The organism is Cupriavidus phytorum (genome assembly GCF_003254285.1).
GTDB lineage: Bacteria > Pseudomonadota > Gammaproteobacteria > Burkholderiales > Burkholderiaceae > Cupriavidus > Cupriavidus phytorum.
On the sequence record NZ_QKZN01000001.1, the window covers coordinates 267392 to 293414 of the forward strand.

Below are 26023 nucleotides of genomic sequence, written 5' to 3' on the forward strand. Positions count from 1 at the left end.
ATCGAGGTCGATAGCGATGGTGCTGCCGGCTTCGGCGGTGCCGGAGATCGTGGTGCCGCTGGCCTGCGTGATGCTCGGCGTGCCGGGTGCGGCGGTGTCGACAGTGAGGTTGAAGGCAGCGGTCGGCGCGCTGGTGTTGCCCGCCGCATCGGTAGCGGTAGCGGTCAGCGCATACGGGCCGTCGGTCAGCGGTGTGGTCGGGGTGAAGCTCCACGCGCCCGTGGTGGCATCGGCAACGGTAGTGCCGATCAACGTGGCACCGTTGTAGATGCTGATGGTGCTGCCGGCATCGGCAGTGCCCGCCAGGGTAGGCGTGGAATCGTTGGTGCTGTCGCCGGAAGCCAGCGGGGTGCTGACCGGGTTGTCATCGGTCGCGCCGGTGATGGCCGGGATCGCCGGCGGCGTGGCATCCAGCGTCAGCGTGAAGGCGGTGCTCGGTGCGCTGGTATTGCCCGCGGCGTCGGTAGCGGTGACGGTCAGGCTCACGGCGCCGTCAGGTAGCGGTGACGTGGGCGTGAAGGTCCAGGCGCCGGTGGTGGCGTCGGCTGTGGTGGTGCCGATCAGCGTGGTGCCGTTGTAGATGCTGATGGTGCTGCCGGCTTCGGCGGTGCCGGACAGGGTCGGGGTGGCGTCGTTGGTGCTGTCGCCGTCGGCGAGCGGGCCAGTCGACGGGGTGGCGTCGTCCGTGACGCTGCCAATCACCGGCGCGGCCGGTGCGCTGGTATCGATGGTGGCGGTGGCTGGCGGACTGGTATTGCCCGCGGCGTCGGTGGCGGTGACGCTGACCACGGCGCCGTCGGCCAGCGCCGGCGAGGGGGTGTAGGTCCAGTCGCCGCTGTCGTTGGCGGTGACGGTGGCATCGGGCGCCCCGTCGCCGTTCAGGTCGATATGGATGGTGCTGCCGGGCTCGGCGGTGCCGGCGATGACGCTGCCGTCGCTGGGCGTGATCGTGGGCGCCGCGGGCGCTGCGGTATCAACCGTCAGCAGGAAAGGCGCGCTCGCCGGGCCGGTATTGCCGACCGCGTCGGTAGCGGTGACCGTCAGCGCATGGTTGCCGTCGGCCAGGCCGGACGGCGGCGTGAAGCTCCAGCGGCCGTTCGCATCGGCGATGGCGGTGCCGAGCAAGGTGGTGCCGCTGTAGATGCTGACGGTGCTGCCGGCCTCGGCGCTGCCGGAAAGCGTGGGCGTGGTGTCGCTGGTGCTGCCTCCGGCAACGATCGCCGTGCCGGCATCGTTGCTGGCCGCGCTGATCGCGGGCGCTGCCGGGGCCGCGCCGTCGACGGTCACTGTGGCCGGCGGGCTGGTGTTGCCGGAGCCGTCGGTGGCGGTCACGCTGACCACAGTGCCGTCGGCCAGCGGCTGCGCCGGGGTATAGGTCCAGTTGCCCGCGGCGTCGGCGGTGACGGTGGCATCGGCCTTGCCGTCGCCGTTGAAGTCGATGCCGACCGTGCTGCCGGCCGGGGCCGTGCCGGACAGCGTAGCGCCGTTGGTGGGCACCACCTTAGGCGTGGCCAGCGGGGTGCCGCCGCCAACGCCGCCGCCGCCGCCATCCCCGCCGCCACCGCTGGCAGCGGCCGCGATAATGCCGGCACCGGCAGCGGCGCCCAGCAGACCCAGCAGCAAGGCCGTGGACGCGCTGTCGCCGATCGGCTCGAACAACATGGCCGCCTCGGCCACGCCATCGCCCTGCGTGCCCAGCGCCTGGCTGAAGTCGGCCAGCCATTGGCCGTCTTCCTGCACGAACACCAGGTTGTTGTACTGGGCGCCGTTGGTGAAGAAGCCCTGGATGCGCAGCGTGCTGCCATCGCGCATCGTCAGCAGCAGGTCGTTGCCTTCGCGCGCGAAGTTGGCGACGCTGTCGCGCTGCGCCGCGATCAGGAAGTTGGCGGGGCCGTCAGGTGATGCAACGGTGCGGGTGCCGGGGGCAACAGGAACATCCGTGTGGTTGAGCAGAACGCCTGACGAAGCCATGCTGAGTCTCCTTCATCCTGAGTGACCGGTAGGTAGTGCATGCACAGTATTCGCGCGCACACACGTTCGTCCATGCGTGATCTGTTTCAGATTCGATACAGTGCGCCGGTTTGATAGGCGCTGCGCAATCCCGATAGCGGCAGGCCCGATACGGCGCGCGCGCGGCTCAGCCGGGCATGCCGCCGCGGCTGGCGAAGGCCTCGTCGTTCGACGCGCTCTGGCGCGTGCGCCGCGTTTCCGACGGTGTTTCGCCGAACGCCAGGCGGTAGTCATGGGCGAACTGGCCGAGGTGGCTGAAGCCCCATTGCCGCGCGATCTGCGCCACCGAATGCTCGAGTTCGCCGCCGCGCAGGGCGCTGTAGACGCCCTCCAGCCGCACGCGCTTGGCATACTGCATCGGCGAGCAGCCCTGGAAGCGCGCGAACCCGGCCTGCAGCGTGCGCACGCTGACGCGCGCCGCGCGGGCGATGTCGTCCAGCGCCAGTACGGCGTGGGCATTGGCATGGATATAGTCGATCGCGCGCTTGACGTGGCGCGGCGACGGGCCCGCGTGGCGCTGCTCCAGCTGCAGCGAGTAGTTGTGCGGGATATCGTCCAGCACGGCGTAGGCGAGGGCATCGGCCAGGCTCAGCGCCAGCTCCGCCGCGCACGCGCGCATGCGCGCGTCGTCGCGCCGCAAGCCGGGCGCGGCGCCGGCCAGTGCCCGCGCCAGCTGCAGCGCCGGGGCATCGGCCGGGATCGACTGGTGGAATTTCACGCGCTGCACCAGCGGTCGTTCCAGCAGGTGCCGCAACCGGTTGTGCAGGCGCGCGCCGTCGATCATGACCATGTCGTAGCTGCCCGGCTGCCAGCGCCAGACCCCGACCTGCTGCATGTCGAGCACAAAGGATGGCGGCATGGGCGACAGCGGTGCGGCCGGCGTCTTGCCGGTCTCGAGGCCGGCGCCTTGTGCGGCGGTCAGCAGCAGGTAGCCGTCAAGGCGCTGCACCAGGTCGAGCTGGATCGCCGTGGTGGTCGAAAGCCGGAGCACCGCCAGTTCGCCGAACTGGTGCTGCTGCAGTTCGAACTCCAGCGCGGGCGACGCCGTATGCACCGCAACCCCGGGATAGAGCTGCGACAGCGCCGCGTGGATCTGGTCCGGGCTGTTCGCCGCGACGCGCGCGGTCTGGATCATGGCTTTGGTCATGTGCCGATGCCTTTCCTGGGTGATGGCCGAAGCCGGCCTGGCGGCGCGGATGCGCCGCCAGGTTTCCCCCACGAAAACCACGGCAAGGCCGTGATGGCAAACCGGACCTCATGATGACCCCGCGCCCTTGCCGGCCAACGCCATGCAAAGGGGTTCCCCATGCGCCGCGGCATACGGACATGCCTGCAAGGCTCGCCGCAGCCCGTGACGGGCCGCATCCGCGGGGAGCCAGGTAGTGCCAGGCAAGAGCGTCGCCGGTCTTTTTATCGGCAAACCAGATTTAAATAAAAATAATATCTGGCGGTGAAATTCACATTTACGACAATGTGTATCACTTTAATCGAATATCGGCATTGTGAATACATTGTGCTTGCCGGTAAAACCGCCGGGGATTGGCGTTTACGCGCAGTTGGCGGGGGCATTGGTCAGCGGCGGCGTGCCGCTTCAGACATAGGCGATCAGCCGTCCGGCGCAGATCACCAGCAGCCAGGCGGCCATGGACAGGATCGCATTCAGGCGTGCGCTGGCAGGCGGCGCTGCGTCGGCGTCCCAGCCGCGCTCGCGGTCATGCAGGTTGCGGCCTGGTCCGGCGTGGAAGCACAGCACGTTGGCGAGCGCCAGCACGATCAGGCCCAGCTTGGCGAGGAACGCCGGGTTGGCGGCCAGCTCGTCGGCGTGGGCCACGAACAGCAGCACGCCGCTGGCCGCGACGGCGATGAAGGCGCCGATGGTGAAGGGCAGCGCATGGCGCAGCAGCAGGCTGACCGGTATGCGCCGGCCAAGCCCCGCCAGCCGCATGTCGACCACGAAGATGGAGCCGAACAGCAGCGCCATGCCGGCGAGGTGGACGATCTCCACCGCGGGATAGGCCCACGCCGAACTGCGTAGCGCGGCCGCGAACGGCAGCCGCGCCAGCGTGCTGGCCCATTCCGTCCATGCAGTGAACAGCGCCGGCATGCGGCGTGCCGGCTCAGCGCAGCTCGACCGTCTTGCCGTCCACGGTGATGCGCTCGGCGCGCAGTTCGTCCGGTTTTTCCTTGCTGGCGTAACCGACCAGCGTGACTTCGCGGCCCACCGCGACCTTGTCCGAGGTCGCGCCGCGCGCTTCCATGCGCGACACGGGGGCCAGCACCGCCAGCCAGCGCTTGCCGCCGGCGTCGATGCGGATATGCGCGTGCGGATTCTCGTAATGGCTTTCGACGATCTTGCCGGTCAGCGTCATCGGTTTGGTCTCGTCATAGGTGGACCAGCCGTGGTGGGCGACGGCCGGCACGGCCGCCATGGCCAGGGCGGCGGCGCCAAGGATGGGGCGAAGCAGGGCGGGACGGAACAGGGCGCGGATGCTGGGCATGGCGGGTCTCCGGTCAGGACAGGTGCAGTATAGGCGCCCGTTTCCGTCCTTGCGGCCCTTGCCGCCGCGTTGGCCAGCACCTCAGGTTTGCGCGCGGCAGGTGTCGGCGCGCTGCACCAGCCGGCGCAGGCTCGGACTGACGGGCTTGAGCGCGGCGCGCTCGGCGGTGAGCGCGAGCGCCAGGTTGCCACTGCCGCTGCGCAGCGCCGCTTCGAGCAGGGTCAGGCCGATCACGTCGCGCTGCGCGTGGCTGCCGCCGAAGCGGTGGGCCACCAGGCGCACCGGCACCAGCAGCTCGATGGCGGTGGCGTAATCGCCCTGCGCGAACGCGATCAGCGCATCGGCCACCGGCAGCCCCACCTCGCGCGACATCATCGCGTTGGTGCCGTTGCCCAGCGCGGCCCGTTCCAGTGCGGCGCGCACCTGGTCGGCCGCGGCGGGGCGCTGCGCGCCCAGGCTGGCCATCACCGCATGCACGTCGTTGAAGGCGTAATAGCCGGCCGCGCCGCGGCTGAGCCAGTCATCCGCCACCGCATGCCAGCGCCGGCCGACGTCGACGCCGCGCAGGTGCAGCCGCCACAGCAGCGCGGAAGCATCGACCAGGTCCAGCGCGATCGCCGGCGCGGGCCGGCTGATGGCGCGGTCGTACAGCGCCAGCACCTCGTCGGTGCGGTCGTCTTCCAGCAGGAACAGCGCCAGGTGCCACCAGTTATGCACCGCCAGCATGTTGTCGTCGGCCCAGTCCTGGCGCCGGCCTTCCAGCCAGGCAATGCCGTCGGCGAGCCGGCCCTGCATCTCCATCACGTGCGCCACCGCGTGCACCGCCCACGGATCGCGCGGCTGGCATTCCAGCGCGCGCCGTCCGGCCTCCTCGGCGCGCTCGTAGAGCTGGGTCTCTTCCAGGCCGAAGGCGTGCATGCCGAGCACGTAGCCGTAGCCTGGCATGGCGGCGTCCCAGTGCGGCAGTGCCTGCGCCACGCGGTCGCGCAGCATGGTCGACTGGCCCAGCAGGAAGTCGCCAAGGTGCGCGGTCTGCAGCGCCAGCAGGTCGCGTGGATAATCGATCACGATGTCGCCATAGCAGCGCACGGCGCGCTCGAAATCGCCATCGAGCCAGGCGCGCGCCGCGGCGATATGGCGGCGCTCGCGCTCGTTGGCGCGGGCGTGCTGCGCTTCGCCGGCCTCGACGCTCTGGCGCAGCATGGGCTCGGCGGTGCCGTCGCCGGAGGTCACCATCAGCGCGGCGCGCAGCGCATGGCCCATGGCGAAGCCGGGGTCGTCGGCCAGCGCCGCGTCGATCACGGCGAGCGGGTCGCCGTAATAGCCGTTCAGCAGGCGCAGGGCGGTCTCGTACTGCGCCACCGAGCGCGTGTTCAGGGTCGAGACCGCGAGGTCCCTGGAATCCGTCAGTGCCATGACCGTCTCCGTGCGCCCGCACGGCAGCGGGCTGTCACGAACCATCGTAGACGGCAAAACGCCCGGTGTAACGGGCGCGCCGCGGTGCGGCGCACCATGCCTGCGGGCGGCGCCGCCGCGGTGCGCGATATGCCGCCGCCGCCATACCGGCGGCGCGGGTCGGTTAAACTGCCGCATCCCCAATCACGACCTCGAGAGCAGGCCTTCCATGAAAACACTCGCGCTTTTCCTTGGCACCCTGACCCTTGCCGGCGCCGCCTGCGCTGCCGGGCCGGCCGCTTCGGCGCCTGCCGCCTCCGCCGCCCCTGCCGCCCCTGCCGCGGCCCCGCAGACGCTGGCGTCGGGCATGACCATCCAGCACCTGATCAAGGGCACCGGCGCCTCGCCCAAGGCCACCGACACGGTGCAGGTGCACTACCGCGGCACGCTCGCGGACGGCACCGAATTCGACAGCTCGTACAAGCGCGGCCAGCCGATCTCGTTTCCGCTCAACCGCGTGATCCCGTGCTGGACCGAAGGCGTGCAGGCCATGCAGGTGGGCGGCAAGGCCCGCCTGACCTGTCCGCCGGGCACCGCCTACGGCGCGCGCGGCGTGCCGGGCACGATCCCGCCGAACGCCACGCTGACCTTCGAAGTGGTGCTGCTGGGTATCGGCAGCTAAGTGCTTTAGCGCGGCGCCTGCGGCTGCGCGGGCGCCGGCGTGCCGGCGGGGGCTGCCGGCGCGGCGGGTGTGGCCGGCACCGCCTCCGCGCCGGCGTCCTCGTCATCGCCGTAGTCCGGCAACGCGGTGTTCTCGCCGAGCAGGTAGCGCCGCCGCTGCAGGTACGCGTCGCGCACAAAGGCGTACTTGTCCAGCGCCGCCAACTTGAGCAGGTCGGTCGCGCCCAGCAGGTTGGTGCGCACGTCGACCACGTTCATCCCGTACACCGAGTTGCGCACCGCGGGCTCGGCATAGGTGGTGGGATCGAACCAGAAATTCACATACAGGCCCGCGCCGTCGCGGAAAGAGCTGGGGCCGAACAGCGGCAGCACCAGGTAGGGTCCTGACGGCACGCCCCACGTGCCCAGCGTCAGCCCGAAGTCCTGCGAGTGCTTCGGCAGCCCCGCCGGCGTGGCGATATCGATCAGCCCGCCCAGGCCCAGCACGGAATTCATCGCCACCCGCATAAAACTCTCCGCCGCCGCCACGCCCTTGCCCTGCAGCAGGTTGTTGGCAAAGTTGCCGATGTCCGCGAGGTTCGAATAGAAGTTGCTGACCGCCGCGCGCACCGGCTCCGGCGTGACCGCCTTGTAGCCCTTGGCCACCGGCACCGCGACATACTGGTCCAGCTTGTCGTTGACGGTGAAGATGGCGCGGTTCATCGGCTCCAGCGGATCGTCCGGACTGGCTTGCGGGCCGGTGGCGCAGCCCGCGAGCATGGTCGCGGCAATGGCGGCTGTGGCGAGCGTCGTAAAGCGAGGCGGAACAGGCATCGAGGCAGACAGGATCGGTCGCGCGGGAAGAACGGTTCAGGGCCGGGCTGGCCGCTCCGGCTCGTGCTCGCTGCCTTCGCGCGGACGGCCCATCAGGATCGGCTGGAAGAACACCGCGCCGACCAGCGTGCACACCAGCGCCAGCGCCAGCAGCTTGCCCATGCTGGCGGTGCCGGGATGCTGCGACAGCCACAGGCTGCCGAAGGCAACCGCGGTGGTGGCGGCGCTGTACAGCACGGCGTGCGTCAGGCTGGACTGCAGCAGCTGGGTCTTGCCGTGCCGCCAGGCAATCACGTAGTAGATCTTGAAGGCCACGCCCACGCCCAGCAGCAGCGGCAGCGCGATCACGTTGGCAAAGTTCAGCGCAATGCCGAACACTACGCACAGCTCCAGCGTGACGATGGCCGATACCAGCAGCGGGATCAGCGTGCGCAGCACGTCGCCGAAGCGGCGCAGCGTGATCCACAGCAGGATGGTGATCGACAGCACCGCCCAGCCCCCCGCCTGCGCAAACGCGGTCATGATGGTGTCGGCCGAGCCGCGGATCGAAATCGGCCCTCCGGTGGCGGCGGGCGCCACGCGCTGCACCGCGGCGATAAAGCGTGCCAGCGCGGCTTCGCGCTGCGCGCTGGAGGGAGGCGGCAGCTTCGGGCTGACATTGACCAGCGCGCGCCCGTCCGGGGCAATCCAGTCGCGCACCAGTTCGGGTGGCAGCGTCTGCTGGCTGACCGGTTGCGGCGTCAGAGCGAGCTTCAGTTTTGCCAGGGCCAGCCGCAGCGGCAGGGCGATGGCGCGCTCGGCGCGGTCGCGCGTGGGCGCATCGGCTGCGGCCAGCTTCTTCAGCGTGGCGGAAAGATGCGCCGCTTCGGCGGCGCCGGGGCCGGGATGTTCGTCGGCGGCGATGGCCAGCTGCCGCGCGGCGTTGCGCAGCGCATTGACGCGCGCGTTGTCGCTTGCGGGCGCCGCGGTGGGCTGCGTCAGCGCCGGCATCAGCGCGGCCGAGGCCTGGCCGATTGCCTGCAGCTTGGGCGGCTGGTCGTCGGGGATAAAGCTCTGCAGCGTGACCGCGCGCGCGACTTCGGGCAGCGCCGAGAGCTGGCCAGCAAGCGTGTGCGCGGCCGGCAGCGACGGCGCCAGCACGCTGACATCGTCGGTGCCGGCCTGCGGCGCGTCCTGCAGCGACAGCAGCGTGGCCATCGATTCGGACTGCGGGTCCTTCAGGTGCAGCGGGTCGAAGTCGAAGCGCAGGTGCGGCAGCAGCGGCGCGCCCGCGAGGATGGCGAGCAGCGTCACCAGCAGCACCGGCTTGCGGTAGCGGTCGAAGAAGCGGTCCGCCGGCGCCAGCCAGGCAAAGCCGGGCGACGCGGATTCGCCGCCGGGCCGGAGCACCGCGATCAGCGCCGGCAGCAGCGTGAAGGTGGTGGCGAACGCCACCACCATGCCGACGCCGGCGATCAGGCCCAGTTCGGCCACGCCGCGGTAGTCGGTGGGCAGGAAACAGAAGAACGCCGCCGCCGTGGCCGCGGCGGCCAGCGCCAGCGGCGCGCCGACGCCGCGCGCGGCCAGCCCCAGCGCATCGACGATATGGTCGCGGTCGTGGCGCTCGGCGCGGTAGCGCACGCCGAACTGGATGCCGAAGTCCACGCCCAGCCCGACGAACAGCACCGCGAAGGCCACCGAGATCATGTTCAGCGCGCCGACCATGGCCAGCCCCAGCGCGGCGGTGATCAGCAGTCCGGCGAACAGGCTCGCGAGCACTGCCACGATCAGCCGCGCCGAGCGCAGCGCCAGCCACAGGATCAGCACCACCGCCAGCACCGTCAGCACGCCGTTGAGCACGGCACCGTCGCTGACCGAGGCGAATTCATCGTCGGCCAGCGCCTGCGGGCCGGTCAGGCGCACCGAGGCCTGGTAGCGCTGCACCAGCTGCAGTTCGTCCGCGGCGTGGCGGATCGCGCGCGCGGCCGCGGCGCCGGCCTTGAGGTCGCTGTAGTCGAGCACCGGGCTGAGCGCGACATAGCGGTAGACCTGGCCGTCGGGGCCGGGCTTGAGGCTGGCGTCGAGCAGGCCCGCCCACGACAGCGCGGCGGGCTTGCCGGCCAGCACCTGGTCCAGCGTGCGCGCGCTGCTGCCCATCAGCCCGGTCATGTCGCCCAGCTTGACCTGCCCCATCTGCAGCGGCAGCGCCAGCGTGGTGGTGAGCACATCGGACAGGCCGCGCAACGTCGGATCGTGCGCGAGGGCGTTGACCAGCGGCCGCGCCTGCGTCAGTTGCTGTGTCAGCTGGTTGACTTCATCGGTGCCGGCGAACAGCAGCCCGTTGCGCGCGAAGAAGGCGCCGCCGCCGGGCTGGCCGACCGCGGTGAAACGCGCCGGCTGCCGGCGCAAGGCTTCGGCCAGCGTATCGGCGGCGGCATCGGCCAGCTCCGCGGCCGGCGCCTGCACTACCGCCAGGATCATCTGGCCGCGTTGCGGAAAGGCCCTGGCGATGGCCTCGTCGCGCTGGGCCCACGGCTCGTCGGAATCCAGCAGGCGGCCGATGTCGGTGTTGATGGCAAAGTTGCGGGCCACGTAGACGCCGCTGGCGGCCGTCAGCAGTGCCGCCAGCAGGATGACGCGCCACGGCCAGGCGGTGGCAAGCCGGACGATGCGTGTCAGCAGCGAGGTCAGCATGGGCGGATCCGGAAGGAGCACGAACCGCGAGTATATCGGCTGGCGCCATGCGGTATGCGGCATGCGCCATGCGGCGCGAGCGTCGCCGCGAGGCGGGCCGATCCGCTATACACTGTCAGCCGGTGCCGGCCGGGGCGCCGTGTAGTACGGCGCCGCCGCCACACCGCCTTCCGTCATTTCCCCGCTCTTGCATCCATGACGATTCCCCGTTTGCTTTCCGTGGCGCCGCTTGCAGCGATGGCCATGGCATCCGTCGTGCACGCCCAGGCAGTCCAGCCCGGCGACCTGCGCGCCAGCCCCGAGCGGCTGGTGCAGGCCGCGGTGGAGGGCGTGATCGGCACGATCCAGTCCCAGCCGGAGACCCGCGCCGGCGACCTCGGCAAGATCACCGCGGTCGTGCAGAAGCAATTCCTGCCTTACACCGATTTCCAGCGCACCACGCGGCTGGCGCTGGGCGGCGCCTGGCGCACGGCCACGCCGGAGCAGCAGCAACAACTTTACGAGCAGTTCCAGACCCTGCTGGTGCGCAGCTATGCGGTCTCGCTGGCGCAACTGCGCGAGCAGAACGTCAGGTTCCGCTACCAGCCGGGCAAGGCCGCCAGCGGCGCCACCGATGTGGTGGTGCAGACGCGCGTGATCAACAACGCCGACGAGATGCAGATCGACTACCGGCTGCAGCGCACCGCGACCGGCTGGAAGATCTATGACATCAACATGATGGGGGCGTGGCTGATCGAGGTGTACCGCAAGCAGTTTGCCGACATCGTCGCGCGCAACGGGGTCGACGGGCTGGTGAAGTACCTGACCACGCACAACGCGCGCCAGGCGTCGGAGATCTGAGCCACCCCTGCGGCCGCTGCCGCAAGCTAGCGCGCAGGCTGTCCGCCATCGCTGCTGCTATCGCTGCCGCGCCGCCAGAGGCGCAGTTCCACCCACTGCCATGACAGCAGCGCCGGCACCCCGAACAGGATCTCGCGCGCGCGCCTGACCAGCGCCAGCGCCAGCGCCACCTCCGCGCTCATCCCCAGCACCTGGCCCAGCAGCATCACCACCGCTTCCTGCACGCCCAGCCCCGCCGGCACGAAGAACGCCACATGGCGCGCGGCCTGCGTCAGCGACTCGATCGCCAGTGCTTGCCAGAACGGCACCGGATGGCCCAGCAGCCACAGCGCCAGCCAGATTTCCAGCGTGCCGCTGAGCAGCCCGGCCAGTTGCCATCCGAGGGCCTTCGCCAGTTCGCGGTGGCGCCGGTTGAGCGCGCGGATATGCGCGTCCAGGCGCGCGCCGTCGATCAGCGCGACGATGCGGTGGTCGGCGCCGAACAGCCGGCGCGCGGCGCCCTCCAGCTTCTCGAACAAGGCGGCGTGGCGCAGCGACAGCGCGAACAGCACCGGCACCGGCAGCGACAGCAGCAGGCCGGCCAGGATGATCCACGCGCCGGCGCGCTGCTGCAGCGCGACCACCAGCATCAGCACGCCGGTGGCGGCGAACAGGTATTGCGAGAACATCGTCACCATCACTTCGACCACCACGCTGGCGGTGACCGCGGTGGTGTCATGGATGCGCAGCCGGGTCAGGCGGATGCCGACCAGCTCGCCGCCCACGCCGACCGTGGGCAGCAGGCGGCCCACCGCCTCGCGCACCGCGGCGACCCACCACAGGAAGCCGACGCCGGCTCGTTCATCGGGATCGGCGGAGGTCAGCAGCACGCGCCAGCCCTGCGCGTCGAGCAGCAGCGGCAGCGCGTGCAGCGGCACCAGCAGCAACAGCGGCCAGCCGCCCCGGGCCATCACGGCGGCGATATCGCCGGCGCCCTGGTGGATCACCAGCGCGGTCAGCGCCAGCAGCCCGAGCAGTCCGGTCAGGTAGGCCAGGCGTTTCATCGGCAAGCGTCAGCGGAAGGTCCTGCCGCCGAGCACATCGGCAAAGCCGCCGCGCCGCTGGGATGCCTGCTCCAGCGCGGCGCGCACGCGCGGCGACAGCAGCGCGGCGAGTTCGTCGGCGTGGCGGTAGCCATGCATAGATGGAGCGATGGCGGCGCCGGACACCACCGCCGGATGCAGGTAGATCTCGCCCACGCCCGCGGGCAGTTGCGCCAGCGCCTGCAGCAGCGCAGCCTCGTCCATCTGGCCGCTGCGCGCGATGCCGACCACGTAGTCGTTGTGCGCAATGCCGGCGCGGTCCAGCCGGCGGCGCAGCAACGCCAGCCACGGGCGCAGCAGCCAGGGCGCGCCCGCCTCGCGCGGCAGCCGCATCGCGCGCAGCCCGTACTCGCGACCGATCGACAGGATCAGCGACAGCACGGTGGGATGCAGGTGGAAATGCTTGTGCGTATTGACGTGGTCCAGCGCCAGGCCGGTGGCGGCGAAGGCCTCGAACTGCGCGCGGATTTCCGTGGCGAGCTGGCGGCGCACTGCAGGCAGGAAGAAGAAGCGGCAACCGTCCCGCGCCATGGCCGAGCCGAAGCGGCCTTGCGCATCGACCAGCGCCGGGATGCGCGCGCGCGGCAGCGTGGCCGGGCCATCGGCCAGCACCACGTGCAGGCCCACGCGCAGCGCCGGCAACCGGCGCGCGCGCGCCACCGCATCCGCCACCGCAGGCGCGCCCACCATCAGGCTGGCGGCGTTGAGCACGCCGTCGCGGTGGGCCAGCTCGACCGCTTCGTTGACGGCCGGGTGCAGCCCGAAGTCGTCGGCGGTGACGATCAGCGCGCAGTGTGCCGCGGCGGGTGCCGCACTGGGTGCCGCAGCGGAAAGCGACCCGGCCAGGATCAGGCCTCGTGCGAGCGCAGGAAGCGGAAGAACTCCACGCCTTCGCGCAGGCGCCGCTTCATCATGTCCCAGCTGCCGAGCATCTCGCGCACGATCTCCCAGATCTTGCCGGGGCGGAAGTAGAAGCGCTTGTAGAAGGTTTCGACGCCGTGGTAGATGTCCTCCTTCGACAGGTGCGGGTAGCTGATCGCCGCCAGCTGCACGCCCTGGTCGTTGACCAGGTTGATGACCTTGTTCTCCTCGAGCCAGCCGTTCTCCACCGCCTGGCGGTACAGCGCGGTGCCGGGGTAGGGCGCGGCCAGCGAGACCTGGATGGTGTGCGGGTTGATTTCCTTGGCGTACTCGATGGTCTTCTCGATGGTCTCGCGGGTCTCGCCCGGCAGGCCCAGGATGAAGGTGCCGTGGATCTGGATGCCGAGCTTGCGGCAGTCTTCGGTAAAGCGGCGCGCGATGTCGGTGCGCAGGCCCTTCTTGATGTTCAGCAGGATCTGGTCGTCGCCGGACTCGTAGCCCACCAGCAGCAGGCGCAGCCCATTTTCCTTCATGATCTTGAGCGTGCTGTACGGCACGTTGGCCTTGGCGTTGCACGACCACGTCACCCCCAGCTGGCCCAGGCCGCGCGCGATCTCTTCGACGCGCGGCTTGAAGTCGGTGAAGGTGTCGTCGTCGAACATGATCTCCTTGACCTCGGGCATGTTCTCCTTGATCCATTTCACCTCGGCAATCACGCTGGCCGCCGAGCGGGTGCGGTAGCGGTGCCCGCCCACGGTCTGCGGCCACAGGCAGAAGGTGCAGCGCGAACGGCAGCCGCGCCCTGTGTAGATCGACACGTAAGGATGCTTCAGGTAGCCGATGAAGTAGTTCTCGATCTTGAGGTCGCGCTGGTAGACCGGCGCCACGAACGGCAGCGCGTCCATGTCCTCGATCATCGGGCGCTGGCCGTTGTGCTCGAACGAGCCGTCCGGCAGCCGATAGGACAGCCCGAGAATGTCCTTGAGCGGCTTGCCCGCGGCGACATCCAGGCAGGTGTAGTCGAATTCCTCGCGGCAGACGAAGTCGATGGCGTCGCTCGCGCCCAGCGTGCCGCCGGGATCGACCGCGGGCTTGGCGCCGACCATGCCGACCATCACGCCGGGATGGCGCTGCTTGAGCGCCTCGGCAAATTTGGCGTCGGTGGGGAACGACGGCGTGCTGGTGTGGATGATCACCAGCTCATAGTCCGTGGCGATCTCCAGCGCCTGCTGCACGGTCAGGCCGTCGGCCGGTGCATCGAGCACGCGGCTGCCGGGGACCAGTGCTGCAGGCTGCGCCAGCCAGGTGGGGTACCAGAACGACTTGATCTCGCGCTTGGCCTGGTAGCGCGAACCGGCGCCGCCATCGAAGCCGTCGAAGGACGGGGCCTGCAGGAACAGGGTTTTTTTCATAGCGGCCTCTCGGTATGGATGCCGGTGAAAGGTGGGGTGTCAGGTGAGGACTTCGTGGCGGCGCTGGCCCTCTCCCCCAGCCCCTCTCCCGCGCGCGGGAGAGGGGAGCGAACCCTCGGGATTTCCGCGCCTGCCGGTGTTCTCTCCTCTCCCGCTTGCGGGAGAGGGGCGGGGGAGAGGGCCGGCGTTCGACCGGAGTGCCGCCCTTCACCTACCGACAGCACCTGCTCCCGCCACCACACGCGCTTGCCCACCAATGCCAGCGCCCAGCACGCCAGCAGCAAGCCATCGCGCAACGGCGCCCGCAGTGCCGCCGCGACGCTGCCCGCAAGCACGCTGCGCGCCATCGCGCCGACGGCCGCCGTGGCGATCACCAGCGGCAGCGGCGCCAGCCACATGCCCAGCGCCAGCATCGGCCAGGTGAAGGTGACGAAGCTGAACGCATAGCCCGCCGGGTTCAGCGAGGCGATCGTGCGCATCCAGCGCAGCTCATGCCGCCACAGCAGCGTAAAGCGGTCTTCGGTGATGTCGGTCGTCACCACCACCTCCGACAACACCGTGCGCAAGCCCAGTCGCCGCGTCAGTTCGCCCAGCCAGAAATCGTCCGCCAACCGGTCGCGCAAGGCCGCGAAGCCGCCGACGGCCGCCAGCGCATCGCGGCGCAACGCGATGGTCGCGCCAAAGGCAAAGCGCCGCGAGCCGCCCGCGTGGGCGATGCGCACCGCCGGCACAAACCAGTCGTCGATGAACTGCGCGCCCAGGCGCGCCCAGAAGCCGCCGATGGCATGGCCACGGTACAGGCAGGTGACCACGCCCACGCCGGCATCCGCCAGCGGCGCCGTCACGCGGGCCAGGTAGTCCGGCGCCACTGCGACGTCGCTGTCGGCGATGACCAGCGCATCGTGCCGGGCCGTGCCGGACAGGTTGATCAGGTTGCTGACCTTGAGGTTGCTGCCATGCACCCGCGGGTCGATCACCAGTGCGATGTCGCAGGCCGGGAAGTCGCGGCGCAGCCGCTCCACCACCGCGATGGCGGGATCGTCCGGGGCACGCACGCCGAACACCAGCTGGAAGCACGGATGCCGCTGCCGGCAGAAGGTCGCCAGGTTGGCGTAGAGCCGGGGTTCGGCGCCGCACAGCGGCTTGAGCACGCTGACCGGCGTGGCGGCCATGGCGCCGCGTGGCGCGGGCTTGCGTCGCGACAGCCAGGCCGCGGCCAGTGCATAGCCAGCCGCCACGCAGACCAGCGCTGCGCCGGGCAGGATGCTGGCAAGTCCGGCGGCCATGGCAATGGCTTCAGTGCGTGGCGGCGCTGGCAGGCGCCTCGGCCGGCCGCGGCTGCTGCGCGGGCGGCCGGGTGCGCTGGATTTCCTCGAGCTTGATCTCGACGTGGCGCGAGAACACGTATTCGGCCGGCCGCTGCCGGTCCAGCGCAATGTCCGGCGCCATCGGGCCGCTGGTGCGCACGCCGCGCAGGCTGACGCCGAGCGCCTTGAGCGGATGGGCAAAGGTATCGGCCACGGCAGTGGCTTCGTAGCCGCTGTGCACCATGCAGTCGGCGCATTTTTCGTAGTTGCCGGTGCCGTAGGCGTCCCAGTCGGTCTCTTCCATCAGTTCGCGGAAGGTCGCGGCATAGCCTTCCCCGACCAGATAGCACGGCCGCTGCCAGCCGAATACCGTGCGCGCCGGGTTGCCCCACGGGGTGCAGTGGTAGGTCTGGTTGCCGGCGAGGAAGTCGAGGAACAGCGTCGACTGGCTGAACGCCCAGTTCTTGCCCGCGCGGCCGCGGCTGAGGATGTCGCGGAACAGCTGGCGGGTCTTGCCGCGGTTCAGGAAGTGCTGCTGGTCCGGCGCGCGCTCATAGGCATAGCCCGGCGACACGGTGATGCCATCGACGCCCAGCGCCTTGACCGAATCGAAGAACCTGGCCACGCGCTCGGGCTGCGCGTCGTTGAACAGCGTGCAATTGATATTGATGCGGAAGCCGCGCGCCTTGGCCGCGCGGATCGCCTCGACGCAGCGGTCGTACACGCCTTCCTGGCACACCGAGCGGTCATGCATCTCGCGGTCGCCGTCCAGGTGCACCGACCAGATGAAATACGGGCTGGGCTGGTACTGGTCCAGCTTCTTTTCCATCAGCAGCGCATTGGTGCACAGGTAGACGAACTTGCGCCGCCGGATGATGCCTTGCACGATCTGCGGCATGTCCTTGTGCAGCAGCGGCTCGCCGCCGGCAATCGACACCACCGGCGCGCCGCACTCGTCCACCGCCTCCAGGCACTGCTGCACCGACAGGCGCTGGTTCAGGATGGGATCCGGGTAGTCGATCTTGCCGCAGCCCGAGCACGCCAGGTTGCAGCGGAACAGCGGTTCCAGCATCAGCGCGAGCGGATAGCGTTTCTGCCGCGACAGGTGCTTGCCGACGATATAGGCACCCACGCGGGCAACCTGCAGGAGCGGAATGGCCACGACAGCTTCCTCTGGTTGGTTCAGCCTGCAATGTTCTCGTTGGCGTCGGCCGGCGCGGCGTCCGTGCCGTCCCCGGCCGGTGCCGATGGCAGCTTGACGTCGGCCAGCTCGGCCGGCAGCCGGAACTCGGCATGCTCTTCGCGCCCGGCCATGGTGCTGACCTCGACCGGGCCCAGCCGGCGCAGCGCCGCGATCACGTCTTCGACCATGGCCTCGGGGGCCGAGGCGCCCGCGGTGATGCCCACCACATTGGCGTCGCGCACCCAGGCCGGGTCGAGCTCGCTGCCTTCGGCGATCAGGTAGCTGGGCACGCCGCTCTCGGTGCCGATCTCGCGCAGGCGGTTGGAGTTGGAACTGTTGGTCGCGCCGATCACCAGGATCACGTCGGCCAGCTTGCACAGGTCGCGCACCGCGCTCTGGCGGTTCTGCGTGGCGTAGCAGATATCGCGCGTATCGGGGCCGACCAGGTTGCTGAAGCGCCGTCCGAGCGCGGCGATGATGTTGCGGGTGTCGTCCACGCTCAGCGTGGTCTGGGTGACGTAGGCGACCGGGGTGTCGTCGGGCAGGTCGAGCTTGCCGACGTCGGCCTCGTTCTGCACCAGGATGACCTTGCCGGGAATCTGGCCCATGGTGCCTTCGACCTCGGGGTGGCCGGCATGGCCGATGAGGATCACGGTGCGGCCGCTGGCGGCGTACTGGCGGCCCTGGGTGTGGACCTTGATCACCAGCGGGCAGGTGGCGTCAATGGCATGCAGCTGGCGCTGGCGGGCATCGGCGACGACCTCGCGCGAGACCCCGTGCGCGCTGAAGATGGTGACCGCGCCGGGCGGCACTTCGTCCAGCTCCTCGACGAAACGCGCGCCCTTGTCCTTCAGTCCCTGTACCACGTGCTTGTTATGCACGATCTCATGCCGCACGAACACCGGCGCACCGTGCTTCACGAGGGCGCGGTCGACGATCTCGATCGCGCGCACCACGCCGGCACAGAAGCCCCGGGGCTGAGCAAGAATCACCTGCATGGAGTAGGCCCCCGACCCTTTTGCTACGGGTTTCAGTGTTTGGGATCGCGCAACGGAAAACGATGCCGGGTATCCAGCCAGACCCACCGGAGATCCGCCGCGGATCACATTTTCCTCGCACGGTGGTTACTATATACCCGACACGCCGGCTTTGTCTGGCGCCGCCATGATCGGCGCCGGGCCGGCCCAGGCGACGCCGCCTTGCGAGGAAACGGGCTGATGAGCAAAAACGATGACGTGCTGGTGACCGGTGCCGCGGGTTTCCTGGGATCGGCGGTGGCGCGCCAGGCGCTGGCGCGGGGCTGGCGCGTGCGCGTGCTGGTGCGCCCGCAGAGCCCGCGCACCAATCTTGCCGGGCTGCCGCTGACCGTGGTCCAGGGCGACATGCGCGATGCCGCCGCGGTGGCCGCGGCGCTGCAGGGCGTGCGCTACCTGTTCCACGTGGCCGCCGACTACCGGCTGTGGGCGCGCGATCCGGAAGACATCGTGCGCACCAATGTGGACGGCACGCTGGCGGTGATGGAAGCCGCGCAGCGGGCCGGCGTCGAGCGCGTGGTCTATACCAGCAGCGTGGCGACGCTGCGCGTCGCCGGCGCGCAGGCGCCGGTGGACGAGACCGCGGCGATGCGCCCGCATGAAGCCATTGGCGCCTACAAGCGCAGCAAGGTCTTGGCCGAGCGCGTGGTCGAGCAACGGATCGCCGAACACGGCCTGCCCGCAGTCATCGTCAATCCGTCCACCCCGATCGGCCCGCGCGACGTGCGGCCCACGCCGACCGGCCGCATCATCGTCGAGGCCGCCACCGGCAAGATCCCGGCCTTCGTCGATACCGGGCTGAACCTGGCCCATGTCGACGACGTCGCCCACGGGCATTTGCTGGCGCTGGAGCGCGGCCGCACCGGCGAGCGCTACATCCTGGGCGGGCAGGACGTGATGCTGCAGCAGATGCTGCGCGATATCGCCGAGCTGTGCGGCCGGCGCCCGCCGACCCTGCAGCTGCCGCGCTGGCCGCTGTATCCGCTGGCCTACGGCGCAGAAGCGGCGGCGCGGCTGACCGGCAAGGAGCCGTTCCTGACTGTCGATGGACTCAATATGTCCCGCTACCGGATGTTCTTTACCTCGGACAAGGCGCGCAAGGAACTGGGGTATCAGCCGCGCCCGTACCAGGAGGGGCTGCGCGACGCGCTGGCCTGGTTCCGCGCGCACGGATACCTGGGCCGATCCTGAGCCCCCGGCTCAGGGGCGCACCGGGGCTTGGCTGCGGCCCTTCCACTGGCCGCCGCGCCGCAGCCGATAGCGCCGCGCCGAGTCGAGCGTCGCGCCCAGGTAGAACAGCGCCGTCGCCGGCAGCAGCGGCGCCAGCCACCACGGCTGCCGGTATTCGCGCAGCATCGGCAGGTAGGCCAGCGCCATCGCGGCCCAGGCCAGCCAGGCCGGCCACACGCGCCAGCCCAGCGCAAGCACCGGCGGCACCAGGTAGGTCAGCACCATGCCGGCGACCGCGCCCGCCAGCCACAGCGGCGAATGACGCAACTGCGTGTAGGCGCTGCGCGCGATCATGTCCCACAGGCTGCGCCAGTCGTCATAGGGGCGCAGCGACACGCTGTCGTCGGCCAGCTCCAGCCGGATGGCACCGCCGGGCTTGATGCGCGCGGCCAGGCTGCAGTCGTCGATCAGCTCGCCGCGGATCGCGGCAAAGCCGCCGATGCGCGCCAGCGCCGCGCGGCGCGCCAGCATGCAGCCGCCGGCCGCGGCGGCCACGCGGCTGCGCGGATCGCGCACGCGGGCAAAGGGGTAGAGCTTGGCGAAGAAAAAGACAAAGGCCGGCACCACCAGCCGTTCCCACGCCGAGACGCAGCGCAGGCGCACCATCAGCGAGACCAGGTCGCGCCGCTCCGCCTCCGCGCGCGCCACCAGGCCGGCCAGCACGCCCGCTCCGTGGCGGATGTCGGCATCGGTCAGCCAGACATAGCGTGCCTGCGGCGCGATGCAGTCGGCGGCGGCCAGGCCTTCGGACTGCGCCCAGACCTTGCCGCTCCAGCCGGCCGGCAGTTCGCGCGCGCCGATGACGGTGAGCGCATGCGGGCGTGCGGTGGTGGCCGCTGAGGCGCGGGCGATATCGGCGGTGCCGTCCGCGCTGTGGTCGTCCACCACCACCAGCGCGAGTGGGCCCGGGTAGCGCTGGCCCAGCACTGCAGCCACCGCGCTGCCGATGACCTCGGCCTCGTCGCGCGCGGGGATGATGGCGACCACTTCCGGCCAGTGCGCCGGCGGCGGCGCGGGTGGGGGCCTGCGCACGCGCCAGAAGCCGGCACGCCCGAACAGCAGCACGGCCCAGATCGTGAGCGACAGCAGTGACAGCGCCATGGCGATGCGCATGGATTGCCCCTTATTTCACCAAGCCTGCGGTGGGATGGTCCGGGGCCATTCTAGCGAGAGCCGCCGGCACATGCATCACCGCGGCCCGCGCAGTGTCAGGGCAGGCCGGGTACGGCGCGCCGGACGCTCATGCCGCCGGCCAGTCCGGCCACGGCCCGGCAGGCGGCATCGAGGCCCTGGGCCAGGGTGGCCCGCTTCCACGCGTCGGTGTCGGTGTAGAAGGCATCCCGGATGCGGCGATCGATGGCCGCCCGCACCGCCGCATCGGGGTCCGGCTGGCGGTCGAGCCATTGCGCCGCGCGCAGCGCGTTGAGCACCTCTTCGCCGGTCTCGGTGCCGAACTCCAGCACCAGGTTGGTGTATGCCGCCTGGGCAAAGGCGGGGCGCACGCCGACGGCCAGTGTGCCCAGGCGCGGCACCATCGGACCGTTGCCGTCTTCCAGCTGCGTCACGCCGCTGCCCCACCATGCGCGGGCCCGTGCCAGCGCGTCAGGCTCGTCGGGCGACATCAGCACCGGCGTGGCCTGCGCCTGCGCGCCGGTCGCGGTGTGCAGGTCGAGCCAGGCCAGTTCGCGGCATTGCGTGGCATGCTGGCGCAGGATCTCCAGCAGCGCGCGGTGCGACCACGTCGGCGCATCGCCGCCGAAGAAGAGCCCGTCCGGATGGCTGTATTGCCCGGCCGCGACCGCGGTTTCGATGGCGCGCATGCCATGTGCGGCGACATAGTCCCACAGCACCTGGTCGGCCTCGGCGCTGGGCCAGGTCTCGGGCACCAGGGCCTGTGCCAGTTGCGCATAGCCGGGGTTGGCGGGCGCGGGCGCGTCGAAGTCGCGGAAATTGCGGTTCAGGTCGATGTTGTCCTCGGTCCAGCGGCGCCACCAGGAGAAGCCCCACGGGTTGAGGGCGTGCACATACAGGACCGCCACATCCGCCGCGCTGGCCTGCCGGTGGAAGCTGCCATCGAGCAGCAGGCCAGCCTGCACACCCGAGCCGGCAAAGCCTTCGACGCCGTGGCAGCCGCTGCTGACGATCAGCAGCCGGCTGGCATCGCCGCGGCCATGGCGCGCGACATCGACGGCGAGGGCCTCGCCATGGCGCCCGCGCAGCGGGTGGACGGTGCTTTCCACCCGCAGCCCCGCGTCGCGGGCGGCGTAAAGAAACTTGGAACGGGCTTCGGCATAGGTTTGGGAGAACAGCGCGGACGGGTGCATGGGGGCTCTGGGTCGGGTTGGTCGGTCAGGTCAGTCCGCATAGCCCGGGTTGCGGCGGTCCAGCCGGCGCAGCAGGCCTGGCCAGACCAGGCGCTCAGGTCCCAGGTCGAGCGTGGTGACGCGCGCCTGTGCGGCGATGCCCAGCTGGATTTCACCGGGGATCGGCCGCAGCGCGCCGCCGCCGGCCTGCGCGCGCACTTGAATCGCGCAGGCCGCTTCGGCGAAATACAGCGCCACGAAGGCATCGGCGATCGTGCTGCCCAGCGTCAGCAGGCCGTGGTTGCGCAGCAGCATCACGTGCTTGCCGCCGAGGTCGCGCACCAGGCGCGGCTTTTCGTCGGCATTGACGGCGATGCCCTCGTAGTCGTGATAGGCGAGCGCGGGCAGGATGAATTGCGATTGCTGCGACAGCGGCAGCAGGCCCTCAGCCTGCGCGGACACCGCGATGCCGTTGAGCGAGTGCGTATGCATGACACAGCCGGCGTCCGCGCGCGCGGCATGGACCGCGCTGTGGATGGTGAAGCCGGCCGGGTTGATTTCATAGGGCGACGGCGCCAGCTTGTTGCCGGCCAGGTCGATCTTCACCAGCGACGACGCAGTGATCTCGTCGAACATCATGCCGTACGGATTGATCAGGAAGCTCTCGGTGCCCGGGATGCGCGCCGACAGATGCGTGAAGACCAGGTCGTCCCACCCGTACAGCGCCACCAGGCGGTAGGCGGCGGCAAGATCGACACGGGTTTGCCATTCGGCGGGCGACACGTTGGCGCGGACAGCGGACGAAGACATGGGATTCCTTTCAGAGTGGGAAACGATTCAGGCACGATGGTCCGGCAGCGCGTTGCGCATGCCGGCCATGACCGCCAGCGCGGCGGCCAGCAGCAGCGCGGCGATGGTCCAGCTTGGCCACGCCAGGCTGCCGGTGTACGACTTGGCGATGCCGACCGCCGCGGGCGTGGCGCCGGCCAGGCTGGCGAGCGAGTTGATATAGGCAATGCCGGCGGCGGCCCGCGCCGCGGGCAGGTAGCGCGTCGCCATGGCCCAGAACACCGGCGTCGATGACACCAGCGCCGAGCCGCCGAACGCCACCGCGGCAAGCGTCCACGGCAGGCTGTGCGGCACCGCCAGCCCCAGCGCGGCAAAGCCCGCCGCGGCCACCAGGAAGGCAAGTCCCCAGTGCCGGCGCTGCTCGTTGTGGCGGTCGGCATGGCGGCTGTACAGGATCATCGCCACCAGGCCGAACAGGTTGGGGATCACCGCGTACAGGCCGATCGCCTGCGGGTCTTCGACGCCCAGCTCGCGCACCATGGTCGGAACCCAGAACGCAAGGAAGTAGCCGGCACAACCGTTGACGAAGGCGCCGAAGGCAAGCAGGTAGATGCGCGGGTCGCGCAGCACGGGCATCAGGCTGTGCCGTTGCGGTGGCTTGCTCGCGGAGCCGGCCAGGGCGCGGATCAGCGCCTTCTCGCGCGCGTCGAGCCAGGGCGCGTCGTCGGGACGGTCGGGCAGCACCGCGAACACCAGCGCGCCCAGCAGCACGGTCGGCGCCCCTTCGAGCAGGAACATCCACTGCCAGCCGGCCAGCCCGTGCGTGCCGTCCATGGCGTTGAGGATCCAGCCCGACAGCGGCCCCGAGACCAGGCCGGCCGCCACGCTGGCCGACAGGATCAGCGCGATCGCGCGGGCGCGGCGCTCGGGCGGGAACCAGTAAGTCAGGTACAGCAGCACGCCGGGGAAGAAGCCGGCCTCGAACACGCCGAGCAGGAACCGCACCGCGTAGAACTGCGCGGGCGTGCTGACCAGCATGGTGCCGGCCGACGCCAGCCCCCACAGCACCATGATGCGGAACAGCGTCGCGCGCGCGCCGATACGCTGCAGCAGCAGGTTGCTCGGCACCTCGAACAGCGCGTAGCCAACGAAGAACATGGTGGCGCCGATGCCGTACGCCGCGTCGCTGAAGCCCAGCGACGATTTCATCTGGAGCTGGGCGTAGCCGACGTTGGCGCGGTCGATAAAGTTGAGGAGGTAGCACAGGAACAGAAACGGGATCAGGCGGCGCGATACCCGCGCAAAGACCGCGTCGGCCTGTGCGGCGGACAGTGCCTGCGGCGCGAGTTCGGTCGCGCCGGCAAGCTGGCTGGCTGGTGCATGCATGCAAGGTCCCGGAAGGGGGCGCGCGCGGCGCGCCCACGCGGCGCGAGGGCGCCGCGGGTGGCTGGACATGGCGGTGCGCGTGTCGCGCCGCGCCGGTGCAGGGATCGAGAAAGAGGCTGCCATCGCGCAGCAGCCAGGATGCGCGCCGTCAGCGGCTGCCGTGGTGCGTGCGGGGGATTTGGGGCATGATCGTGTCTCCGTCGTTGTGGGGGCATCATGCCCGCCATGCGCCCGCGAATCTGTCAGGAATTTGCAGTCCGTGACGGCACAGCCGCCGTCAGCGCGTTCCGCCCCGCTTCCCATGCCTGAACTCAGCCAGCCCCAGCAGCAGATCCTGCTTTCCAACCCCTGGTTTGCCGCGTTGCCGGCGCCGGTACGGCGCGATCTCGCCGCGCGCGCCCGTCCGCGCGAAGTGGCCGCCGGTGCCATGGTCTATCGCCGCGGCGACGGCGGCGATGGCCTGTACGGGGTGCTGGAAGGGGCCGTGCGCCTGAGCGGCACGTCGATGGCGGGCAAGGAGGCCACGGTCGGCCTGATGGAGCCGGGCAGCTGGTTCGGCGAACTGTCGATGATCGATGGCCTGCCGCGTGCGCACGACGCCTGCGCCCACGGCGCCACCCGGCTGCTGCAGGTGGCGCCGGCCGATTTCCACGCGCTGCTCGATGCCCACCCGGCGCTGGCGCGCCACCTGCTGCAGCTGCAGAGCGCGCGCGTGCGTGCCCTGCTGGCCGGGGTCGAGGCATTCCTGATGCAGCCGGGCGAGCAGCGCTTTGCGCTGCGCTTGCTGGAGCTGGCCCGGCAATACGGGAGCGAGACGGCACAAGGGATGGAGATCGACCTGGCCCTGTCGCAGGAACTGTTGTCCCAGCTGGTCGGGGTGACCCGGCAGCGGGTCAGCCAGATTCTCCGTGCCTGGGAGAAGGACGGCGTGATCGCCCATCACTACGGGCGCGTCACGGTACGGGATGCCAGCCGGCTGGCGCGGCTGGCGCAGGGCTGAGGCCGGCGGGCACCGGCCTTTCACGTCGCAGGTTGTATCAGGCGCGGTAGCTCACCGGCCCGCGCGAGCGCATGTCGAGCGCGTAGTAGCAGATCGTCAGCAGCACCAGCCAGCCCGGCCCCACGTACAGCGCCACGCGGGTATCGGGGAAGTAGGCCATCAGTGCCACCACCAGCGCCAGGAACGCCAGCGCGATATACGAGCCATACGGCCAGAACGGCATGCGGAACGCCAGCGCCTTGCGCGCCGCCGGCGCGAGCGAGCGCCGGAACTGGATCTGCGTGACCAGGATGATGGCCCAGGTCCAGACCGCGCCGAAGGTGGAGATTGCGGTCACCCAGACAAAGACCTTTTCCGGCACCAGGTAGTTGAGCAGCACGCCGGCCAGCAGCGCGGCGATCGACACCAGCAGCGCGCGGCGCGGCACGCCGTTGCGGTCGACCCTGGCGAAGGCCGCCGGCGCCTGGCCCTGCAGCGACAGGTTATACAGCATGCGCCCGGTGCTGAAGATGCCGCCGTTGCACGACGACAGCGCCGCGGTCAGCACCACGAAGTTGATGATGCCGGCGGCGGTCTTGATGCCCAGGCGCTCGAAGGTCAGCACGAACGGGCTGCCCTGCGCGCCGATCTCGTTCCACGGGTACAGCGCCAGGATCACGAACAGCGCGCCGACGTAGAAGATCAGGATGCGCCAGAACACCGAGTTGATCGCGTCGGGAATCGACTTCTTCGGGTTGCGCGCCTCGCCGGCGGTCAGGCCGATCATCTCGACGCCGAGGTAGGCGAACATCACCATCTGCAGCGACATCAGCACGCCCGAGGCGCCGTTGGGCATGAAGCCGCCGTGCGCCCACAGGTTGGAGATGCCGGTGGCGACGCCGCCGTTGCCGAAGCCGAACACGATCATCGCGCCGCCGCCGATCAGCATCAGCACGATGGTGACGATCTTGATCATGGCGAACCAGAACTCGAACTCGCCATAGGCCTTGACCGCCATCAGGTTGACCGAGCCCATCGCCGCCAATGCCGCCAGCGCCCAGATCCAGCGCGGCACGTCGGGGAACCACATGCCCATGTAGATGGCTACGGCGGTGATCTCGGCCACGCAGGTCACCAGCCACAGGAACCAGTAGTTCCAGCCGGTCAGGTAGCCCGCCAGCGGGCCCATGTGGTCCTGCGCGTAGCGGCAGAACGAGCCGGCCACCGGGTTGTGCACGGCCATCTCGCCCAGCGCGCGCATGATCAGGAAGATCACCGCGCCGCCGATCAGGTAGGCCAGCATGATCGCCGGGCCGGCCATCTTGATGGCATTGCCCGCGCCCAGGAACAGGCCCACGCCGATGGCCGATCCCAGCGCCATCAGCCGGATATGGCGTTCGCCCAGGCCGCGTTGCAGATGTTCTGCGCTTGCACTCATTGTTCGTTGTCTCCGTGTGATCTGAATGGCCGCGCCAGTCCTTGTGGGGCCGGCGGGGGCAGAGAACTTTTACGTTTGCGGCGCACGCAAACGGAAAAGAGCCGGCAGG

22 protein-coding genes are annotated in these 26023 nt (G+C 70.1%); 4 read left to right on the forward strand and 18 right to left on the reverse strand.

The window, feature by feature from the left end; all coding sequences use genetic code 11:
* The 5 genes from C7416_RS01205 to C7416_RS01225 all read right to left on the reverse strand — a co-directional run.
* Positions 1-1971: Ig-like domain-containing protein (locus tag C7416_RS01205; protein ID WP_146604247.1), on the reverse strand; the 1971-nt coding region annotated here is incomplete at its 3' end.
* A gap of 166 nt (positions 1972-2137) precedes the next feature.
* Complete coding sequence (locus C7416_RS01210) at positions 2138-3157, reverse strand: helix-turn-helix transcriptional regulator (RefSeq protein WP_111516739.1); 1020 nt, start codon at positions 3155-3157, stop codon at positions 2138-2140.
* Between the two features lie 444 nt (positions 3158-3601).
* Positions 3602-4114, reverse strand: a complete 513-nt coding sequence (locus C7416_RS01215) for a DUF6644 family protein (protein WP_111516740.1) — start codon at positions 4112-4114, stop codon at positions 3602-3604.
* A 13-nt stretch (positions 4115-4127) separates the two neighbouring features.
* Entirely contained in the window at positions 4128-4508 is a 381-nt protein-coding gene (locus C7416_RS01220) for a DUF6152 family protein (protein WP_111516741.1), read from the reverse strand.
* 81 nt (positions 4509-4589) lie between these two features.
* Complete coding sequence (locus tag C7416_RS01225; RefSeq protein WP_111516742.1) at positions 4590-5924, reverse strand: tetratricopeptide repeat protein; 1335 nt, start codon at positions 5922-5924, stop codon at positions 4590-4592.
* A 208-nt stretch (positions 5925-6132) separates the two neighbouring features.
* Between C7416_RS01225 and C7416_RS01230 the strand changes: the two genes are divergently transcribed.
* Entirely contained in the window at positions 6133-6585 is a 453-nt protein-coding gene (locus C7416_RS01230) for an FKBP-type peptidyl-prolyl cis-trans isomerase (protein ID WP_111516743.1), read from the forward strand.
* 5 nt (positions 6586-6590) lie between these two features.
* Here C7416_RS01230 and C7416_RS01235 read toward each other — a convergent pair whose 3' ends face one another.
* Together C7416_RS01235 and hpnN are read right to left on the reverse strand one after the other, a co-directional pair.
* A complete protein-coding gene (locus C7416_RS01235; protein WP_111516744.1) occupies positions 6591-7397 on the reverse strand; it encodes an MlaA family lipoprotein in 807 nt (268 codons plus the stop codon).
* Between the two features lie 36 nt (positions 7398-7433).
* Complete coding sequence (gene hpnN / locus C7416_RS01240) at positions 7434-10070, reverse strand: hopanoid transporter HpnN (protein ID WP_111517450.1); 2637 nt, start codon at positions 10068-10070, stop codon at positions 7434-7436.
* A 195-nt stretch (positions 10071-10265) separates the two neighbouring features.
* On the opposite strand from hpnN, the gene C7416_RS01245 reads away from it, so the two are divergent.
* Entirely contained in the window at positions 10266-10910 is a 645-nt protein-coding gene (locus C7416_RS01245) for an MlaC/ttg2D family ABC transporter substrate-binding protein (protein ID WP_111516745.1), read from the forward strand.
* Between the two features lie 26 nt (positions 10911-10936).
* Here C7416_RS01245 and C7416_RS01250 read toward each other — a convergent pair whose 3' ends face one another.
* The 6 genes from C7416_RS01250 to ispH form a co-directional block, all read right to left on the reverse strand.
* A complete protein-coding gene (locus tag C7416_RS01250; RefSeq protein ID WP_111516746.1) occupies positions 10937-11953 on the reverse strand; it encodes a lysylphosphatidylglycerol synthase domain-containing protein in 1017 nt (338 codons plus the stop codon).
* 9 nt (positions 11954-11962) lie between these two features.
* Complete coding sequence (gene hpnK, locus C7416_RS01255) at positions 11963-12778, reverse strand: hopanoid biosynthesis-associated protein HpnK (RefSeq protein WP_111517451.1); 816 nt, start codon at positions 12776-12778, stop codon at positions 11963-11965.
* A gap of 62 nt (positions 12779-12840) precedes the next feature.
* Positions 12841-14265 carry a hopanoid biosynthesis associated radical SAM protein HpnJ gene (gene hpnJ / locus C7416_RS01260; RefSeq protein WP_111516747.1) on the reverse strand — a complete coding sequence of 475 codons (1425 nt, stop codon included), beginning with the start codon at positions 14263-14265 and terminating at the stop codon, positions 12841-12843.
* On the reverse strand, positions 14262-15551 hold the full coding sequence (hpnI, locus tag C7416_RS01265) for a bacteriohopanetetrol glucosamine biosynthesis glycosyltransferase HpnI (protein WP_111516748.1): 1290 nt from the start codon (positions 15549-15551) through the stop codon (positions 14262-14264). Before hpnI ends, hpnJ begins: the two co-directional genes overlap by 4 nt.
* A 10-nt stretch (positions 15552-15561) precedes the next feature.
* Positions 15562-16734, reverse strand: coding sequence for an adenosyl-hopene transferase HpnH (gene hpnH / locus C7416_RS01270; protein WP_111516749.1), 1173 nt, complete (start codon positions 16732-16734; stop codon positions 15562-15564).
* 20 nt (positions 16735-16754) lie between these two features.
* Positions 16755-17753, reverse strand: a complete 999-nt coding sequence (gene ispH, locus C7416_RS01275; protein ID WP_111516750.1) for a 4-hydroxy-3-methylbut-2-enyl diphosphate reductase — start codon at positions 17751-17753, stop codon at positions 16755-16757.
* Positions 17754-17972: 219 nt separating this feature from the next.
* Here ispH and hpnA point away from each other — a divergent pair, with 219 nt between their 5' ends.
* The gene (gene hpnA, locus C7416_RS01280; RefSeq protein ID WP_111516751.1) at positions 17973-18980 is read left to right on the forward strand and encodes a hopanoid-associated sugar epimerase; all 1008 of its coding nucleotides are present in this window, start codon (positions 17973-17975) and stop codon (positions 18978-18980) included.
* Between the two features lie 9 nt (positions 18981-18989).
* Here hpnA and C7416_RS01285 read toward each other — a convergent pair whose 3' ends face one another.
* From C7416_RS01285 to C7416_RS01300, 4 genes are all read right to left on the reverse strand, one after another.
* The gene (locus C7416_RS01285; protein ID WP_111516752.1) at positions 18990-20132 is read right to left on the reverse strand and encodes a glycosyltransferase; all 1143 of its coding nucleotides are present in this window, start codon (positions 20130-20132) and stop codon (positions 18990-18992) included.
* Between the two features lie 95 nt (positions 20133-20227).
* Positions 20228-21343: a M14 family metallopeptidase gene (locus tag C7416_RS01290; protein ID WP_111516753.1), complete on the reverse strand. Its 1116-nt coding sequence runs from the start codon at positions 21341-21343 to the stop codon at positions 20228-20230.
* Between the two features lie 30 nt (positions 21344-21373).
* Positions 21374-22132: a class II aldolase/adducin family protein gene (locus tag C7416_RS01295; RefSeq protein ID WP_111516754.1), complete on the reverse strand. Its 759-nt coding sequence runs from the start codon at positions 22130-22132 to the stop codon at positions 21374-21376.
* 27 nt (positions 22133-22159) lie between these two features.
* Positions 22160-23497 carry an MFS transporter gene (locus tag C7416_RS01300; protein WP_111516755.1) on the reverse strand — a complete coding sequence of 446 codons (1338 nt, stop codon included), beginning with the start codon at positions 23495-23497 and terminating at the stop codon, positions 22160-22162.
* A gap of 301 nt (positions 23498-23798) precedes the next feature.
* On the opposite strand from C7416_RS01300, the gene C7416_RS01305 reads away from it, so the two are divergent.
* Complete coding sequence (locus tag C7416_RS01305) at positions 23799-24497, forward strand: Crp/Fnr family transcriptional regulator (protein ID WP_111516756.1); 699 nt, start codon at positions 23799-23801, stop codon at positions 24495-24497.
* Between the two features lie 37 nt (positions 24498-24534).
* Here the strand turns inward: C7416_RS01305 and C7416_RS01310 are convergent, their stop codons facing one another.
* Positions 24535-25914, reverse strand: a complete 1380-nt coding sequence (locus C7416_RS01310) for an amino acid permease (protein WP_111516757.1) — start codon at positions 25912-25914, stop codon at positions 24535-24537.
* Positions 25915-26023: the final 109 nt, after the last annotated feature.

What these genes read in the sequence shown, in the direction of transcription:
- ispH (WP_111516750.1), bottom strand. Translation starts at nt 17,753, where the DNA reads ATGCAGGTGATTCTTGCTCAGCCCCGGGGCTTCTGTGCCGGCGTGGTG.
- hpnJ (WP_111516747.1), bottom strand. Translation starts at nt 14,265, where the DNA reads ATGAAAAAAACCCTGTTCCTGCAGGCCCCGTCCTTCGACGGCTTCGAT.
- hpnA (WP_111516751.1), top strand. Translation starts at nt 17,973, where the DNA reads ATGAGCAAAAACGATGACGTGCTGGTGACCGGTGCCGCGGGTTTCCTG.
- C7416_RS01225 (WP_111516742.1), bottom strand. Translation starts at nt 5,924, where the DNA reads ATGGCACTGACGGATTCCAGGGACCTCGCGGTCTCGACCCTGAACACG.
- C7416_RS01290 (WP_111516753.1), bottom strand. Translation starts at nt 21,343, where the DNA reads ATGCACCCGTCCGCGCTGTTCTCCCAAACCTATGCCGAAGCCCGTTCC.
- C7416_RS01300 (WP_111516755.1), bottom strand. Translation starts at nt 23,497, where the DNA reads ATGCATGCACCAGCCAGCCAGCTTGCCGGCGCGACCGAACTCGCGCCG.
- C7416_RS01285 (WP_111516752.1), bottom strand. Translation starts at nt 20,132, where the DNA reads ATGCGCATCGCCATGGCGCTGTCACTGCTGTCGCTCACGATCTGGGCC.
- hpnI (WP_111516748.1), bottom strand. Translation starts at nt 15,551, where the DNA reads ATGGCCGCCGGACTTGCCAGCATCCTGCCCGGCGCAGCGCTGGTCTGC.
- C7416_RS01245 (WP_111516745.1), top strand. Translation starts at nt 10,266, where the DNA reads ATGACGATTCCCCGTTTGCTTTCCGTGGCGCCGCTTGCAGCGATGGCC.
- C7416_RS01210 (WP_111516739.1), bottom strand. Translation starts at nt 3,157, where the DNA reads ATGACCAAAGCCATGATCCAGACCGCGCGCGTCGCGGCGAACAGCCCG.
- C7416_RS01310 (WP_111516757.1), bottom strand. Translation starts at nt 25,914, where the DNA reads ATGAGTGCAAGCGCAGAACATCTGCAACGCGGCCTGGGCGAACGCCAT.
- C7416_RS01215 (WP_111516740.1), bottom strand. Translation starts at nt 4,114, where the DNA reads ATGCCGGCGCTGTTCACTGCATGGACGGAATGGGCCAGCACGCTGGCG.
- C7416_RS01220 (WP_111516741.1), bottom strand. Translation starts at nt 4,508, where the DNA reads ATGCCCAGCATCCGCGCCCTGTTCCGTCCCGCCCTGCTTCGCCCCATC.
- C7416_RS01250 (WP_111516746.1), bottom strand. Translation starts at nt 11,953, where the DNA reads ATGAAACGCCTGGCCTACCTGACCGGACTGCTCGGGCTGCTGGCGCTG.
- C7416_RS01230 (WP_111516743.1), top strand. Translation starts at nt 6,133, where the DNA reads ATGAAAACACTCGCGCTTTTCCTTGGCACCCTGACCCTTGCCGGCGCC.
- C7416_RS01235 (WP_111516744.1), bottom strand. Translation starts at nt 7,397, where the DNA reads ATGCCTGTTCCGCCTCGCTTTACGACGCTCGCCACAGCCGCCATTGCC.
- hpnN (WP_111517450.1), bottom strand. Translation starts at nt 10,070, where the DNA reads ATGCTGACCTCGCTGCTGACACGCATCGTCCGGCTTGCCACCGCCTGG.
- C7416_RS01295 (WP_111516754.1), bottom strand. Translation starts at nt 22,132, where the DNA reads ATGTCTTCGTCCGCTGTCCGCGCCAACGTGTCGCCCGCCGAATGGCAA.
- C7416_RS01305 (WP_111516756.1), top strand. Translation starts at nt 23,799, where the DNA reads ATGCCTGAACTCAGCCAGCCCCAGCAGCAGATCCTGCTTTCCAACCCC.